At 43.7% G+C, this 16,236-nt stretch carries 21 protein-coding genes; 5 read left to right on the top strand and 16 right to left on the bottom strand.

Going from position 1 to position 16,236, the window contains the following annotated elements; genetic code table 11:
• Positions 1-13 precede the first annotated feature (13 nt).
• Positions 14-673, bottom strand: a complete 660-nt coding sequence (locus tag QMA09_RS09275; protein WP_290212887.1) for a TVP38/TMEM64 family protein — start codon at positions 671-673, stop codon at positions 14-16.
• Entirely contained in the window at positions 670-2,553 is a 1,884-nt protein-coding gene (locus tag QMA09_RS09270) for an FAD-dependent oxidoreductase (RefSeq protein ID WP_290212886.1), read from the bottom strand. The genes QMA09_RS09275 and QMA09_RS09270 overlap by 4 nt, the downstream gene beginning before the upstream one ends.
• Before the next feature lie 194 nt (positions 2,554-2,747).
• Between QMA09_RS09270 and QMA09_RS09265 the strand changes: the two genes are divergently transcribed.
• Positions 2,748-3,329, top strand: a complete 582-nt coding sequence (locus tag QMA09_RS09265; protein WP_290212885.1) for a CDP-alcohol phosphatidyltransferase family protein — start codon at positions 2,748-2,750, stop codon at positions 3,327-3,329.
• 16 nt (positions 3,330-3,345) lie between these two features.
• Positions 3,346-4,437 (top strand): FAD-dependent oxidoreductase, encoded by a 1,092-nt coding sequence (locus QMA09_RS09260; protein WP_290212884.1) that lies wholly within the window; start codon positions 3,346-3,348, stop codon positions 4,435-4,437.
• A gap of 388 nt (positions 4,438-4,825) precedes the next feature.
• Here the strand turns inward: QMA09_RS09260 and QMA09_RS09255 are convergent, their stop codons facing one another.
• The 3 genes from QMA09_RS09255 to QMA09_RS09245 are packed head-to-tail and all read right to left on the bottom strand — an operon-like array spanning position 4,826 to position 6,629.
• On the bottom strand, positions 4,826-5,620 hold the full coding sequence (locus QMA09_RS09255; RefSeq protein WP_290212883.1) for a phosphotransferase: 795 nt from the start codon (positions 5,618-5,620) through the stop codon (positions 4,826-4,828).
• Positions 5,621-5,676: 56 nt separating this feature from the next.
• Positions 5,677-6,030 (bottom strand): hypothetical protein, encoded by a 354-nt coding sequence (locus QMA09_RS09250; protein WP_290212882.1) that lies wholly within the window; start codon positions 6,028-6,030, stop codon positions 5,677-5,679.
• 53 nt (positions 6,031-6,083) lie between these two features.
• On the bottom strand, positions 6,084-6,629 hold the full coding sequence (locus QMA09_RS09245; protein ID WP_290212881.1) for a dihydrofolate reductase family protein: 546 nt from the start codon (positions 6,627-6,629) through the stop codon (positions 6,084-6,086).
• Positions 6,630-6,771: 142 nt separating this feature from the next.
• On the opposite strand from QMA09_RS09245, the gene QMA09_RS09240 reads away from it, so the two are divergent.
• Positions 6,772-7,101, top strand: a complete 330-nt coding sequence (locus tag QMA09_RS09240; protein ID WP_290212880.1) for a DUF3784 domain-containing protein — start codon at positions 6,772-6,774, stop codon at positions 7,099-7,101.
• A gap of 24 nt (positions 7,102-7,125) precedes the next feature.
• Here the strand turns inward: QMA09_RS09240 and QMA09_RS09235 are convergent, their stop codons facing one another.
• From QMA09_RS09235 to QMA09_RS09185, 11 genes are all read right to left on the bottom strand, one after another.
• Positions 7,126-7,500 carry a YciI family protein gene (locus tag QMA09_RS09235; protein ID WP_290212879.1) on the bottom strand — a complete coding sequence of 125 codons (375 nt, stop codon included), beginning with the start codon at positions 7,498-7,500 and terminating at the stop codon, positions 7,126-7,128.
• Positions 7,501-7,610: 110 nt separating this feature from the next.
• Positions 7,611-8,123 carry a DinB family protein gene (locus tag QMA09_RS09230; protein WP_290212878.1) on the bottom strand — a complete coding sequence of 171 codons (513 nt, stop codon included), beginning with the start codon at positions 8,121-8,123 and terminating at the stop codon, positions 7,611-7,613.
• 145 nt (positions 8,124-8,268) lie between these two features.
• On the bottom strand, positions 8,269-8,739 hold the full coding sequence (locus QMA09_RS09225) for a GNAT family N-acetyltransferase (protein WP_290212877.1): 471 nt from the start codon (positions 8,737-8,739) through the stop codon (positions 8,269-8,271).
• Positions 8,740-8,853: 114 nt separating this feature from the next.
• Positions 8,854-9,480, bottom strand: coding sequence for an HAD family hydrolase (locus tag QMA09_RS09220; RefSeq protein WP_290212876.1), 627 nt, complete (start codon positions 9,478-9,480; stop codon positions 8,854-8,856).
• 63 nt (positions 9,481-9,543) lie between these two features.
• Positions 9,544-10,005, bottom strand: a complete 462-nt coding sequence (locus tag QMA09_RS09215; protein WP_290212875.1) for a hypothetical protein — start codon at positions 10,003-10,005, stop codon at positions 9,544-9,546.
• Between the two features lie 51 nt (positions 10,006-10,056).
• A complete protein-coding gene (locus QMA09_RS09210; protein WP_290212874.1) occupies positions 10,057-10,344 on the bottom strand; it encodes a hypothetical protein in 288 nt (95 codons plus the stop codon).
• 94 nt (positions 10,345-10,438) lie between these two features.
• Positions 10,439-11,056: a hypothetical protein gene (locus QMA09_RS09205; RefSeq protein WP_290212873.1), complete on the bottom strand. Its 618-nt coding sequence runs from the start codon at positions 11,054-11,056 to the stop codon at positions 10,439-10,441.
• 68 nt (positions 11,057-11,124) lie between these two features.
• Entirely contained in the window at positions 11,125-11,340 is a 216-nt protein-coding gene (locus QMA09_RS09200; RefSeq protein ID WP_290212872.1) for a hypothetical protein, read from the bottom strand.
• Positions 11,341-11,470: 130 nt separating this feature from the next.
• On the bottom strand, positions 11,471-11,773 hold the full coding sequence (locus tag QMA09_RS09195; protein WP_290212871.1) for a hypothetical protein: 303 nt from the start codon (positions 11,771-11,773) through the stop codon (positions 11,471-11,473).
• 217 nt (positions 11,774-11,990) lie between these two features.
• A complete protein-coding gene (locus tag QMA09_RS09190; protein ID WP_290212870.1) occupies positions 11,991-12,725 on the bottom strand; it encodes a metallophosphoesterase family protein in 735 nt (244 codons plus the stop codon).
• An 84-nt stretch (positions 12,726-12,809) separates the two neighbouring features.
• Positions 12,810-13,886 carry an NAD(P)H-dependent flavin oxidoreductase gene (locus QMA09_RS09185; RefSeq protein ID WP_290212869.1) on the bottom strand — a complete coding sequence of 359 codons (1,077 nt, stop codon included), beginning with the start codon at positions 13,884-13,886 and terminating at the stop codon, positions 12,810-12,812.
• 292 nt (positions 13,887-14,178) lie between these two features.
• Here QMA09_RS09185 and QMA09_RS09180 point away from each other — a divergent pair, with 292 nt between their 5' ends.
• Together QMA09_RS09180 and QMA09_RS09175 are read left to right on the top strand one after the other, a co-directional pair.
• On the top strand, positions 14,179-14,721 hold the full coding sequence (locus QMA09_RS09180; RefSeq protein ID WP_290212868.1) for a GNAT family N-acetyltransferase: 543 nt from the start codon (positions 14,179-14,181) through the stop codon (positions 14,719-14,721).
• Between the two features lie 255 nt (positions 14,722-14,976).
• Positions 14,977-16,227 carry a YeeE/YedE family protein gene (locus tag QMA09_RS09175; protein ID WP_290212928.1) on the top strand — a complete coding sequence of 417 codons (1,251 nt, stop codon included), beginning with the start codon at positions 14,977-14,979 and terminating at the stop codon, positions 16,225-16,227.
• Positions 16,228-16,236: the final 9 nt, after the last annotated feature.

The raw sequence follows: 16,236 nt of genomic DNA, 5'->3' as shown, positions 1-16,236 counted from the left end.
GATAAACTTCTTGTTATGCATCCGGTGACTGTTTTTTGCTCCAGCGATTGCGGATGACAATTGGCACAACCGTTAAGACGATGAAGACCACAACAGCCAAAAGGATGATTTGCGGGTTTCCGCTGACAAAACTGCTTCCCAGGAAATTATACGCAAACGTGCCTGGAATGATGCCGATTAAGGTCGCCAGTGCAAACGAACCGAAACGGACTTTCGCCAGTGCCGCCATATAGCTGATCAAATCAAAATTAATGACCGGAATCAACCGGAACAGCAGCACGTAGAAAAAACCGTTGTGTTCCATCTGGGATTGGATTTTGCCAGCATTGCCGGTCCATTTTCCACTCACCAAGCGGGTACCCAAAGTTTTTGCAACAGTAAACGACAGCATGGCACCCAATGTTGCACCGATGATGGTATAAAGGGTGCCGAGCCATGCCCCAAACGCCAAGCCCCCGGCAATGGATAATACCGAGGCCGGAAAAAAGATCAGCGGCCTCACCGTGTAAATGATGATGTAGATAATGGGTGCCCAAATGCCGAACGACAGAATCCAATTGCGAATGCTATTCGCATCAATTTGAAAAACAGAGCGGCTGAGCCAAATGGCTATGCCGATGGCAAGACCAATCAGCAGCCATTTCCCTATCTGCAAAAGAGTCTTTTTGCTCATGAGTTGCGGCTATGAGTCGAAATGCCGAAATAGCGGTTTCTCATTTTTTCATAGCGTTTGCGGTTGACGCCTGCGTCTGAATAGCCGACCCGTGACGCTGAACGGAATTCGATGTGCTGTGCTGCATCGTTAAAGTAAAATTCGATGTCGTCCTTGAAATGCATCGTTTTCGATTTTGCAACCGCATAGACGTAATTATCGTCCACCTGCAGAATCGTGACGCCTTCGTAGCCTTTCAGCATGCCGATGACGTTCTTTTTCGCTTCACTTTTGCTGCCGTTATATGGCCATGCCGGCACATATTTGTCTTTGTCATGGGATTGCGATGACACCGCATTTGGCGTCGACGGCATCGGTTTCAAACGGCCATTTTCCACACCCAGTTTCGGCTTGATGTTGTTTTTGACTGCCATATCAGCAATGCCGATTCCCGCTGCAGCGACAGCGCCATAAGCCGCAATTTTCCCTGCTGGAAGTTCGCCGTCTTTCGCTTGATTGAACGCTTTCACAACCGGTTGGTTCAATAAATTATCAACGTATACCTTCTTGCCGATTTTCACCAACACTTCACTGTACGTCGGATAAGGATGGATGACACCCGATAATTTGCCCATATTGATGTGCAGCGATTTGATGGTCTGGATTTGGCTGATGATTTCACCGGCGCGGTCGCCCAAGATGCTCGCACCTAAAATAAAGCCTTTTTTATCCAGAATGATCTTCACTTTGCCGATGCTGTCTTTTTTCGTATTGGCACGGTCCAAATCCGCGTAATCGTGTTCGTAGATGCGGATGGAATCGCCGTATTTCTCACGTGCTTCTTCTTCAGACATTCCCGAGCGGCCAAGTTCAGGATCCGTGTATGTACACCACGTGACATGCTCGTAATCCATCTTCTTGTTAATCGGCAAAATCGCATTTTGCGCAGCGGTGATGCCTTGTGCATTCGCCATGTGCGACAATTGGTAAGGTCCTACGACATCTCCGATTGCGTAGACGCCTTTCGCCGTGGTTTCCAAATGATCATCGACCGTAATGCTTTTCTTCGTGAATTCCACGCCTGCTTGTTCCAGGCCGTAGCCTTTGACATTCGCTTCACGCCCCAGCGCGACCAACAGCCCTTCACTCGTAACCGTCTTTTGGCTGCCGTCTTTTTTGATTGTCAAATCGATTTGGCTGCCTTTTTGTTGCGCTTTGACAGCAGTCGCTCCGGTATGGATCGTAACTCCTTCATCGGTCAAACGCTGCTGAATCATCAATACCAGTTCTTCTTCGTCTTTTGGCAAAATGCGCTCGAATTTCTCCACAAGCGTCACTTTGACGCCGATGCGGTTCAAGGCTTGGCTCAACTCCACACCGATTGCTCCGCCTCCAAGAATCGTCATTGTTTTCGGGAAAGATTGCAAGGTGAAGAGGGTTTCATTCGTCAAATAGGATACCTTGTCCAAGCCTTCGATCGGCGGCACCATTGGCGACGACCCAGTAGACAAGATCACTTTTTTCGCTTCGATGCGCTCGCCGTCCACTTCCAATAAATGCGGTCCGATAAATTTTGCGTAGCCGTTGATAAAATCGATTCCTGACTCTTTCAGCACATCAGGGGACTCGCCGGCATAGACTTTTTGGATGACGTCCTGAATATCTTTCAACACGACAGCTGTATCGATCTCCAGATTCGGGCTGTATTTTTTGGCGTGATGGATTTCTTTTGCGGTATTGATCAGCGATTTGCTCGGAATACAGCCTGACCATGTGCATTCTCCGCCCGGTAAGTTCTTATCGATCAGAACAACGCTTTTTGAAAATCCGGCTCCTGTAAAAGCAGCCGTCAACCCGGCTGCACCCGCTCCAATTATTGCGATATCATATTTTTTCACCATCTCGACCAAATCCTTTCTATTTCGTGAATTATGTTCATCTTAACAAAAAAAAGAATTCACTTGCGCCTCTAAGCCATTGGGCTCAAGGGAATATCGGCTGTTAGCCCTAGTTCCTTATACAGAGGGGGATTACGGGTTTAGAATGGAAACATATTATATACTGAAATTATCTTGATAACGAAAAGGTGATTTCCATGCTCGATACACATGCACGAAAACATGTTCAACCTACCGTGGAAAAAACGGCGGACATGCTGCTGAAAATGGGTTTCTCTGCCGATGGGGTCACCAAGATCGCCTTTGCCATAGGCGTAACGTCCGGCCTCTTCATCTACCTGGACCAGCCAATCATCGCCATCCTGGTCCTGTGGCTATCCGGCTATTTGGACGTCGTCGACGGCACCATGGCCCGGAAAACCAAGCCTTCTTCCTGGGGCACGCTGCTCGATATCAGCTTTGACCGCGTCGTCGAGATCAGCGTCATTCTGGGGCTGGCATTCCGTTTCCCCGACTCGATGTGGGCATTATTGCTGCTCAGCGTTTCCATCATTGTCGGCATGACGGTGTTCTTGACTGTCGGCGCCTTATCCGAAAAACAAGGGACGAAATCGTTCTATTACCAGGCAGGCTTGGCTGAACGGACAGAAGGCTTTATACTCTTTACCCTGATGATTGTATTTTCAACGTATTTAACTGCCATCACGTTAATATTTGTAGCGGTGCAATTGATCACCATTGCCCAGCGCATGGCTGAAGCCAGGCGCATTCTGAAATAGACGGGAGCAAAATGAAATGAAGACCTTAGTTTTTGTGGGAGGCGGACATGCCCATCTGCATTGCCTGGAGCAAGTGAAAAACGAAGCACTGGATAATTTGCGTGTCGTGCTGATTTCCCCTTCACGCCACCAATACTATTCGGGCATGTTTTCCGGATACACGGAAGGCCTATACAATTTAGACGATATCCGAATCGACCTCGCAAAACTTTGTGAAAAAATCGGTTGCACATTCATCAAAGATACCATTGTCGCTGTCGATGCACAGGCGAGAACATTAAAGGGTGAAGAAGGAGCCGTTTATCGCTATGACCTGGCATCGTTTGATATCGGTTCGCGCACCGCTATTCCCGATGCGTTGAAAGAACATGTCTCATCGATCAAACCCAATTACAGGTTTCCGGAACAATTGCTGCGGCTGCGGAATAGCACCTATCCGGTCATTGTCGGCGGCGGCGCGGCAGGAGTGGAGCTGGCCTTTTCCATCCAAGCCTGGAGAAAGCAGCATGCCTTGCGGGCCAACACGATTCTGTTAAGCTCAACTTCCCTGCTTGCTAACGAAGGCGCCGCATCATCAAAGAAAATCGAAGCCATTGCCCTGCAAAAAAAGCTACCTTTTTTCACAGATGCTTCGGTTGAAGCGCTTGAAGAACAACAAGTTATAGCCACCAACGGGGAATCGTATCCGCAAACGGATGTGTTATGGTTGACGGGTCCAAAAAGCGATGATGTGTTCAAGAATTCCGCCTTGCCGACGGATGGGGACGGATTTCTGCTCGTCAACCGAGCGTTGCAGAGTGTCGGACACCCCACTATTTTCGGTGCCGGGGATTGCATCTCGATTGACCGCTATCCGAAGCTTGCGAAAAACGGCGTCTACGCAGTGCGGCAAGGCCCCATCCTTTGGAAAAATCTAAAAAGCAGCTTATCCGCAGATAAACTGATACCGTTCAAACCCCAGAAACATTTTATGTCCATTCTCTCGACTGGCGATGGCGAAGCTTTCCTGACATACGGAAAGCGCTCCATCCATGGCAAGATCCCCTGGAAAATCAAGCAGCGCATCGACCGCAAGTTCATGAAGCAGTTTAAGGATCTTTATGAATGACCAAAGACATGCTGCAACTGCTAATCTACACCAATGAATTCTTGCAGCTTGCCTACTTCGCAAGCTGCTTTTTTGGTGGATTTTTTTGCTTCTGTTGATGAATTTCACCTTTCTGCTTCTGATTTCCCACATACTCCCCTCGAGTTTCACCTTTTCCTCACCGAGTTCCCACTTTTCTCTTGATTAAGATGATTTGGAGATGAATGGTGCCATTGCTGAAGGAGTCGAACAAAAGGACAGCTGGACTTTTGAGAAGAAAGTTATTGCCGCAAAAATAAAACGAGCGCCTCCAAAGGAGATGCTCGTTTTATTGTCGAGTTGGCCTATATAACAGCGATAGCTCATTTCGTCAAAAAACCCCTGAAGCCTCAAAGCTAATTGATGGTTCCTAATTCCAATCCTCGCCATGCAAACGAATAAATTCAATCTCTTTTTCATAATGTTCAACATGTCCATCAGCTTGCATCTTTTGAAAAGCAACGTCACCTTCATCGGCTCTTCGCTTGATTGTCATGCACAATCCTTCCAGCCGCAGCAACACCATTGCTAAGTAATCTCCATTAAATTCCTGGCCGTATGCCGCAAGAAACAGATTCACTCTTCGTTTTATCCGGTCTGCATCTTGGGCTGCCTTGTAATATTCATGCGTCCCATCTCTCTGAGAAAGATTATACCTGCTTAATGGGACGCATGTGTACAGCGCATAAGCGATATCCCAAAGTCTTGGCCCCGGCCCAGCAACATCAAAATCGATTATGCCCACTGGTTTTTCATCCTTAAAAACAAGATTATAAATCGCAAAATCATTGTGGCAGAGCACCTCATAAATGGGTGGTGTAAGATCCAACGGCTGCCAGCTGTCATCAAGAGGAAAATCACTCACAGCATCATGATAGTGACGCAGCATCTGCGCAATTTCCTTTAAAGAGTTATCCGACCACATATACGGTTGCACCGGATAATTGCCGACTTCTCCTTCGATAAACGACAGAATCTCTCGGTCTTTTTCATCAATTCCCAAAAACTGAGGTGAATAGCTGAAATTCCTGTGTTTCAAATGCTTCAGTAATTTGTGGATTTTCACGCTTTCAGGTTTTAATTCCCGCCGCACCGTATTGCCCAAACGATAAACGCCGGACACATTGCCGCCCTCGAGTTTTATTTCTTTTTCAGATTCCGCCATAAAATAATCCTCCCTTGATCGGGCTTGGTGCACATTATTGAATAGTTCGAGTCATTTTAACTGAAATTGTTGATTTCGAAATGAAACCAATAAATCCCCTTCATTTTCGGCGTTGAACAGATCCCTTCAAATTCCACTTGCTTAGCTTCAACTATCCTCGGACCCATCACTGTGATTTCATTGCCCAATTGACCTGCAAGCAAAAGTACTTGAAACACCGCGTCTTCTGGCTGCTCGATTTGTAACGGAGTTGAGCAAGTGAGGTCATATTTCGATTTGTCCTTCCAGTAATGCTCTAAGGATATGATGGTTATTGCGCCTATTTTATTTGATAAATCGTCTATAATTTTTTGTGCCTTTTCTTTCGAAACAGTATCGATAAAAAAGCGCCACTCGATTGTTGCAAACATTAAAAACTTCTCCTGCCTCTTTGACTTTATTCATTTCTTTTGCTAATCGGCTCCTATTTCAAAACTTTATACCAAACCTCTACCTGCTCAGCGGTCTCGATGACGCGCAGTTTTTCCAATTGAACTTCAAGGTCTTCCAAATGCGCGAACAAGCGAATTCCCGAACCAAGCAATAGTGGCGCAATCGCAATCTGCAATTCATCCACCAAGCCCGCTTTCAACAGCTGCTGGCTGACGTCCGCTCCAAGCACCACGACATTCTTGTCTTTCGCAGCGGCTTTTGCTTGACGAACAGCGCTTTCAACGCCATCGGTTACGAATGTGATCGTCAAATTGTCATTTTCCTTCGGATGCTTCGCCGGAGGGTGATGCGTCAGCACAAACAATGGAACTTGAAACTCGTAATTGTCTGCGTAAGCATCTGGATCCTTGCTCATCGCAAAGGTATTACTGCCCATAACAACTGCTCCCGTTTGCGCCATCATCGCATTGATTTCTTCGTTCGGTTTAAAACTTGCATAAAGTTTGCCCAATTCTCTATTACGGTCGCTGATAAAACCATCTAGCGAAACAACCATTCCCACACACACTTTCGCCATGCTATTCCCCTCCATATCATGCTTAGAAAATGAAATCATTTAAACTCAAAATGAAACTTTTATCGAAGCAAATGAGTATATTAATCAAGGCAAAGCAAGATCGAACAAAATCCATAGTAATGGAAATGAGGTGTTTTTTTACATGCCGATGGAAATGATTGTCCCACTAGGTGTGATCTTCCTTTTCCTGAGTCTCAGCATTTACTTGCTGCAAGGAAAAGGCGCAATGCTCATATCGGGCTATAACACGATGTCAAAAGAAGATAAGGCACAATATGACACTGTCGCGTTATGCAAAGCCACTGGAAAACTGATGCTGGGTGTGACCGTTTCGATTTCATTGATTTTTGCAGCAGAGTTGCTCCATAAAAACTGGTTGTTCATTGCCGGTACGGTTTTGATGATTGCGAGCATAGTTATCGGATTGATCTACATGAATACAGGTAACCGCTTCAAGAAAAACGAACAGTAGGGAAAGAAAAAACAAGCAAGCTCTTTACAATCTCATTTCGAACGAGTGGACAGGGCGGATCTCCATTTCCCAGCCCAACTGCTCCCCGCCGCTGACCTGTATGGTTGGATGCAGAGAAGCCACTTGGATCGCTTCTTCCATGTCCCCGGCCTCAATCACAAAGACACTGCCCAAAACTCTCTCGGGCTCGGCTTTCGGACGCGCATCTATTTGCACTTTCCCATCAATCCGCTTCAAGCTTTTCACTTCCTGTGCAACCCCGAGATCCATTAACACATGGCCGCTTTTGTATAATTCGTCGAGGTGGGGCTGACATTCCAGCATAATTGCATCGATTTCCTCTTTTGGCAGAGCGTCCATTTTCTCTTTATCAAAAAAGCCCAGACATTGGTATTTCATTTTAAAAACCTCCTTCTTGGATTGGATTATCACTTATACAAAGCCACTGGCATCTTCATGAATTTATATAACTAATTCTTTTAAACTCCAATAAATCCTTCCTGTATTTTTTATTGCTCAGATTCCTTTAAAATATAACGGTCCAATTCTTCTTTTTGCCGCAGATGATGGCGCGAATGCATTTCGACCAATTCGTACCATTCTTTTGCATTCAGCCAGCCGAAACCGCCATGCTTCACTTTGTAATTCGGGTTGACCGTTTCCACTTTTGATTCCCACTCGCTCAGCCTCTGAATAAGCTCTTCCATCCTTGCCACCAGTTTTTCCTTGCTGTCTGAGTTGTTGGGCGGGGCATTCATTTCATCCGGAAGCTTGATTTTAACTGGCGGGAACCCCCCGTCTTTAAATAATTGGTCACCAAAGCTGGTTTTGCCCATAGGCTTTTCCTCGGTCAACGCAGCGCACGCTTCCATATTATCGAGGTATTCATGGGCAACCAACATAATATGGTCGTACATCTGCCCTATCGACCAAACGCCTTTTGCCGGTATCTGCCGCAGCTGCTCAGGTGAATAATTGTTCAGTCCATTTTTAAAATGGATCAGCAGTTCTATGCCACTCATCTAATCACTCCTTTGGAAGAGATAAAATTCTGAACGTCCCGTTGAAATCTGTGATCATTAAATCATCTTATATTTTAATAAAGGATGGACTGTTTTTAACTAGATCATTTGGATTCATACAGACCTTTCATCGGAAAGCCCCATTCTAAATTCTTTTCCCCATCGCTGTTGATTGGGCCTGATAACCCAGCTTTTCATAAAGTTTTTGAGCGTTCGGGTTGGTGCTGAAAACATTCAGCCCTAAAGAGGTGATTCCAGAACTTTTCATGCTTTCTTCAAATTCCTTCAAAACTGCGCTTGCAAATCCTTGATTCCGAAACTCTTCATTTACCAAAATATGATAGATATAAGCTTTGTTGCTGTCAGTTTGAATGTTGTACCAAATCACACCAACATTCTTATCTTCTTCAATTGAATAAATATTGAAGACAAACTGCCCTTCTGAATGCTGTTTGTCAGGAAACAAATCATGCATGAGTTTTTCAGATTCGGCGGCAGCTTTCTCCGTCGGGATCAAAAAGTTAACAGCTAAATCATTGGCGTAATCGGGAATTAAAAACGCTAGATAACGATCGAATTCTTCTTCATCCATTTTTTGCAGCTTTACTTTCACCATTTATATTCCTCCGTTTTCGGTTAATATGTCTCGGCTAATAATTTCTGCATTCGCTGATGCTGATCATTTATATTTCAAGAAATGCATTTTCGCATATACCAATCCCATTAAATCTCAATCATTCCCATTTCTGAAAACCCTTAAAAGTTCATCAAAACTTTCAACAGCTTCGTCGTACTCACTCGCTTGGCCAAAACCATATTTCGCGTAGATAAAGGGAATGCCCGCAAATTTTGCTGCATTTAAATCGCCTTGCGTATCGCCAACATAAACCGGCTTGGACAAGCTATTGCGTTCGATGACCAAGTTGATGTTCTCACCTTTTGACAGCGAAGTTCTTCCTGGGTTTTCAAAATCCAGGAAATACTTTTCCAATTTATGATATTCGTAGAACACTTCAATATAGCCATCTTGGCAATTGCTTACTATGTAAAGTTTGTATTTTTGCGAAAGCTCTGCCAGCACATTTTCTACATTTTCGTAAAGTGCTCCACCACGTTTTGCTAAAAAGGCCGTTTCCAATGACCAACACTCATGGATTAACTGCTCACGGCGTTCCTCGCTTAATGCAGGAAACAATTTCATCCCGACCTCATCCATCTGCATCCCCATCGTGGCCGCTAATTCTTCCCTCGTTAATTCATTCATTTCTTCTCTTGTTAAAATGCTGTTCCAAGCACCCAGAACTGTGTCGATCGGGTCCCAAATCGTTCCATCCAAATCAAAAATAATGCTGTCCAAAAGATGAGTCCTCCTTTCATTTCCACATAACGAATGCGTCACATTCCAGGCGATTACAGAACTTTAATTCCACACAGCCATTGCGCATTCTTCAATCTCCAACCAAAAACTATAAATTTGATTTCCGCCCAAATTCGACAGTTTCATCCTTTGTTGGCTGGTTTTCGGCATCTCGACCACCACGTTTTTAAAATCTTGAATCCAAATAAAGCTAGACGTGTATTCCGATTTTTTTAAAAATTCCTCGATAGCCAGATTGTAGTTTTCAGAAGAATTCTTCAACAATCTGAAAGAAGGGTTTTCCTTTAAAAGTTCTGCTGATTTCAACTCTTTAAACACAGGAAGATGTGGAATGCATATCAATAAACTGAAATTTTCCTTGAGCAATTTATTTCGAAGTAGTGGATAGGGCACATCATTTATTTCGCTCAAACTATCCGGAATCTCAATGGTTTCGTATGGAAGTGAAAAGAAATTTTCAAAGCGATCTTCCAACTTTTCTAAATCATGCTTTGTATAAACCAATGCTATGGTTTCCTCCTTTGCCCTTATCACTCTGTTCAAATCAATCATTCTTTACTTAACAATTACATCAGTTGCAAGAATATAAGGGAAATCTTCCGAAAGTTCTGCGGGAACTACTTGGACTTGATGTCCCACTTCCAATTCTTCATAAGAACTCACAGCCCCACTGAATGTTGTGATATCGATCAAGAAAACTTCCTCGGTTTCCGATTCTGAGCCATTTGAAGACGTCTCCACGATAAAACTGGCTTCCTTCTTTTCGTTTACCGTTCCATCGATAGTTCCACAGCCTGACAAAAAAAGTATGAGAATACCTAGTACGGGAAGCATTTTCTTCAAAATAGCTCACTTCCTTTTCATAAAGTGCATTCCTGTATTAAATTTATTGTGTAAACAGAGACTCGATGAAGTTAAGGTTTAAGCAGCATCGTTTTTATTGTGGATATGGGCTTCCAGCTTCTTCCACTAATGTTCCTTCAGGCAAATGGCTCTTCAGGCTTTCCAATGTTTTATAACGGTGATCATTCGTATAAAGATTGAATCCATCCCCATCGTACCAAATGCTAATAACCGTAGAAGCTTCCTTCATTTCAAAGAAAGGGTGCATATAAGGTTTCTTACGGCCCCATAAAGTTTTTCTGGTTGCTGATTTATATGTGCAATTATCCGAGAAGGACAGCGCGTAAAAATTATTGGAATTAGCGATCCAAAATGTTTGGTCTACTATTATCTTTAATGAATGTGCATCTTTGAGCACAATCTTCAAAACCGGGATGCTTTTATTTTTCATGCCCTCCGTTCGGACGGTGTAGGCAATCCGATTGTCTTCAAGCAATCGCACAAGTTCTGATGAAACATCACCAAAGGGTTCCATTACAAGAAAAACAGGAAACGAATCTTGAGCACTTATAAAATCAGTCAAGAATTTGCGAGTTTCATCAGAGTCTCCGTCTGGCCCGATATACCATTTAGCAGCATTTTGAAAGTTGCTGAACATGTTCAACTCTTCTGCCGACTCGAAATCTTCACTTACTATGAATATTTTTGCCACTGACTAACCTCCACTTCCCGCTCCAGCATCGCCAGACTGCAAAATCCGCCAAAGCATTTACTCAGTATCTACATTTTGCCTTTCTTTATCCAACCCATAATTTGAAAAGTTCCAAAGAAGCTAACTAATAAAAGAATAAGCAAGGCTAATATCCATATTTCTAACCGATGTATTTCTCGCAAGTCTTGGGCATTCGCCATAATAAATCCTAAAAGCGTTAAGGACAAGAGATAGAATAAGATATTGGGAATAATCCAGATGGCTCTCAAGCTGTTGTTTTTCATAATAGCCTCCCCTTTTAGGTTTCAAGAAAATGAGTAAAAAATCGAACTCGTTTTCCCTTTCTGTATTATTGCTAGCATTAAAAGTTAGTATTTAAACTTATTTGGCTAGCTATATCAGTTAACTGGATGACTAAACCGAAGCAATATATGATAAAACTTTTTTATGAAATAAAACAAAAGGAAATACAGCTATTAAAACGCTTAAGCTCATAAATCCGATAGCATAACTTAAAATAGCCTTTAAGGGCACCTGATCATTCACCTCAAAAAAGAGGAAGTGTACACCAATGCCAGTCCCATCTATATTCCCCATCCCACCCAAAAGCTCAAATCCTGCCGCCATCAGCATTATAGCGAGCACGAAACAAAACAAAAAGATTCCCCATTTTATAGGCTTGGAATGTGCGAAACTCGAATTTTTCATGCTGTCCATTCTCCTTTCTTCAACTGCAGCTATAACTTTGCCAATTGATTGATTTTCAGATTGCTTTTTTACTGAAATTCATCTTTCATCCCGAACAAATAATTGTACATTTCCACTGCCAGAAATCGAAATATAGCTTCAAATTCCAATTAAGAGCTTTTTATCCCCTCAAATCACCTGTTCATCTTGGTAATTGTCTATGGCGGAAATTAGGATATCTAGAATATCATTCTTTGATCAAATATTGATTTCCGTGAAAGACTTTTAAAATAAAATCTTTTTCCGGAACTTCCAGCAGTTCATATCCCGATAGAAAATCTTGGTTTTTGTATGTCGCTTTTTTTAGTTGAACAGTAATCTCTTCAGACGTAATCAATACTGTCGCATATCTTGCGACCGGACGATCAAAGCAGCCTAACGAACCTGGATTTAAATACGTTCTTTTGTCTGATGTAAAATAATGCAGCGGATGATGGTGGCCAAAGCAAACCAAATCAAATGTGGAATCTTTATAAAGTTCATCTAGTTTCTCAACAGTAGGGTCAGTATCAATCGGGATGAATTGACGCTCAGCATTCAGATGATAATGTGCAAACAAAAGTTTTTTGCCCTCATATTCAACAACTAGTTCTTTAGGCATCTCACGAATATAAGAAATATATCTTCTATCTAAGCGATTTGCGAGCCATTCATGATGAACTCTTTCTCCACCTTGACTCGCAATTTCTTTCCCATCAATTACTGCGATAATTTCTTCTTCATGATTCCCAGACACAAAAGATACATCGTCTCTCGAAAAAAGAATGTCTAAAACTTCGTTGGTCTCGTAACCAATTCCTACCATATCTCCTAAACAGTAAATGTGTGCGAGGTCTGGTATTTTATTCAGTTCATCCAACACTGCTAATAAAGCAGCACTATTGCCATGCACGTCTGCAAGAATTGCGATTTTTATGCTCACAAATTTCACCTCTTCGGAAACTGCTTATCAAGCGATAGCCTATTCATCTAAACAGTGCATTTCCATCGCTCAAAACTTCTTCAGCTAAAAATCCAAGTCTTTTTTCTCAACATCCCCCATAATCGATTCAATCAATTCTCTAGCCGACTGATCTTTCGCCAATTCCGGGCTTTGCCCTGACCATAGCGACATGTAATCGCTCGTTAGTTGACTTGCTGATACCTTCCGTATTTCTTGGGTCAACGTATTTTGGAGCGGAAAATCCGGCAAGAGCAGTTCGTGTTTTTTCATTTGCCTGGTGAACTGGTTTTCAATCCCGCGGGCCCATTTCCCTGAAAAAGAGCGAGTCATGATGGTATCGTCCGCTGAGGCGCTGAGGATTGCTGCTTTGTGTATGCCGTTCGCTCCACTTTCTTTGCAAGTCAAAAAGGCTGTCCCCATTTGAACGCCTGCTGCTCCTAAAGACATTGACGCCATTACTCCCCGTGCGTCCATTATTCCACCCGCTGCAATAACCGGGATGCTTAGCTGGTCAACCACTTGTGGAACCAAGGACATCAAGCCGATGAGCTTTTCCTGATTCCCATCAAGGAAACTGCCGCGGTGCCCGCCTGCTTCACTTCCCTGCACCACAACCGCATCCATTCCGGCTTTCTCATTTTCAATTGCCTCTTCAACTGTTGTTGCGGTCCCGATCAAGAAAATCTTATGTTTTTTTAATTCAGCGATCTTTTCCTTCGACGGAATCCCAAAAGTAAAAGAACAAACAGGCACTTGTTCTTCAATAACCACTTGGAGATGCTGTTCGAATGTTTCGTGCAAATCTTGTTCCGATGGAAACTCCATATGCTTTTGCGGTGGAAGCTTCAATTGTTGCCGCATCGGGCTGAGAACATCGATTGCAAATTCAATTTCCTCTTTCACCACATTGAATTTTTCTGGTACGAATAAATTGATGCCAAACGGTTCTTGTGTCTGTTGCTTGATTTCTCTGATCTGTTCGCGCGCTTGGCTGGGCGTTAAGTAGCCGGCTCCGATCATGCCCAGTGCCCCTGCATTGGAAACTTCAGCCACCAATTGTGTAGTTGTCACGCCACCCGCCATGGGAGCTTGAATTATCGGAAACTTTATAGTCAAAAGCTTTTCAATCTTTATTGCCATTGTTTACTGCCTCCTTCGTTTTAGTATTCTCTGGCCAAAGGACATAATTAGTTGAGGAATAAGCTTTAAAATCATTTTTTTCGTTTCATAAGGAAACATCAAAATTATATACTTTAAACAGCTCAACATTGTTGGCAATCGAAATGAAGTTCCATAACTTACCTGTTGTTTTATGCAACGCCAGAAGCATATACTTCTTTATAATTGGTTCGTGTTAATTGTTAAGGTTGTTCTGAAAATCACACGCTATCTCCAATTGATGCAATAGTCATTATAAGGGAGTTGAAACATTATGGAACTTATGGGAAACAAAATATATATCCGTTTTTTCGAAGATCAAGATGCACAGGCTTTGCTCGATTTGCATGTAAGAAACCGTGAATTTTTCCAGAAGTATTCTCCGATTTTTCAGGAGGAATCCTACACATTTGATGGCATAAGGAATTTCATCAACGATTCTGCTAAGCAAAGAGAAGCAGACAAAAACTATGCTTTTGGGATCTTCACTAAGGAAAACCACAAATTAGTGGGTGAAATCTCCTTATCTCGAGTCGTCCGGGGACCGCTTCAGAAATGTATGATCGGCTATTCGTTGGACAGCCAATTTAACGGCAAAGGCTATACGACAGAAGCTGTTACCCTGGCAGTGGAATTCGCATTTATTGAACTGAAGCTGCACCGCGTTGAAGCAGGGGTAATGCCCAGCAATACGGGTTCCATCCGGGTTTTGGAAAAGGCAGGCTTCCATAAAGAGGGCTTGGAACAAAAAGGCGTTAAGATAAATGGTTCGTGGGAAGACCACTATATCTTCTCTATGATTTCTGAGAATAATTGATCATTACCAATTTTAGTAAGCATGTGAAGAAGACACTTTTAGCTAGGTGTCTTTTTTTATGCGTTCCATAAATTTTACCATTGTTCCAATAATCTAAATACAACGAACTGTAATTAGTTTTTTATTCTTTAATAAATAGTTTTTGCTATACCAGCTTGTTGGCAAGCTAAACAAGTTGACTTCAAAACTTCAAAACATTAACATTAAACTTTAATCCGACTAAATTAATAGGAAAAGGGTGTTATAACATTGGCCATAACTACAGTTCAACCCGTTAATGAAACAAAAGATCCCATTACAAGAGACGGTCTTGCATTGAATCCACCTCAAAAAATCCTGATTGCCGGTGGCGTGATTGCCGCAATCCTGTTGTTTGTATACTTGCTGGCAACGCAGCACGTCTCTCAGCCGATGCTGTTGGGCATCGGCTTGTTGCTTGGCTATACTTTATTCCATGCCCGCTTCGGCTTTACGTCGGCATTCCGGCGCATGGCTTCTGTTGGCAACGGGCAATCGATGCGCGCACATATGCTGATGCTGGCGATAGCGGTAACGCTGTTTGCACCGATTCTTGCGTATGGCACAACTTTCTTCGGCGGACCGGTAGCCGGATACGTTTCACCGGTTGGTGTCAGCTTGGTCGTCGGCGCATTTATATTCGGCATCGGCATGCAGCTCGGCGGCGGCTGCGCTTCCGGCACACTTTACGCATTGGGCGGCGGACGCACAGTCATGTTCGTGACGCTGATTTTCTTCATTGTCGGTGCGACAATCGGCGCTTACCATTTGCCGTTCTGGACGGAAGAAATGCCTGCATTCGCTCCTGTTTCACTGGCCACGTCCACTGGACTCGGCTACGGCGGCGCATGGCTTGTCTCCATCGCATTTTTCGGATTGATCGCTTGGCTCACGCTGGTCATTGAGAAGAAGAAAAAAGCGCCTAAAATGGCGCCTCTGCCTTCAGAAAAAGGATGGAAACGGATTTTCCGAGGATCGTGGCCGTTATTTGCAGCCGCGATTGTTCTGGCAGTACTTAACGCCTTGACGCTCATGACGCGCGGAACGCCTTGGGGCATTACGTCTGCATTCGCTTTATGGGGTTCTAAAATCGCAGCTGCTTTCGGTGTCGACGTTGCAAGCTGGGGCTATTGGCAAGGAGCCAATGCCGCATCGCTGCAAGCTTCTATCTTCACCGATTCCACCACTGTCTTGAACCTTGGCGTTATCATAGGTGCATTTATCGCTTCCGCAGCTGGTGGATTATTCAAATTCACCAAAGTCACTGCAGGCAATTTCGCTGCTTCTGTCGTTGGCGGATTAATGATGGGCTATGGCGCTCGCCTCGCATTCGGCTGCAACATCGGCGCTTACTTCGGCGGCATCGCTTCATTCAGCCTTCACGGCTACATCTGGGGCATCCTTGCACTTGCCGGTACGTTCGTTGCGTTATACCTGCGGCCATTGTTCGGGCTGTCGGTTCCAAAATCAAATGATTCCGTGTGTTAATGAACAAAA

The organism is Planococcus sp. APC 3906 (assembly GCF_030407685.1).
Taxonomy (GTDB): domain Bacteria; phylum Bacillota; class Bacilli; order Bacillales_A; family Planococcaceae; genus Planococcus; species Planococcus koreensis.
This window is presented reverse-complemented; position numbering and strand designations above follow the sequence as displayed.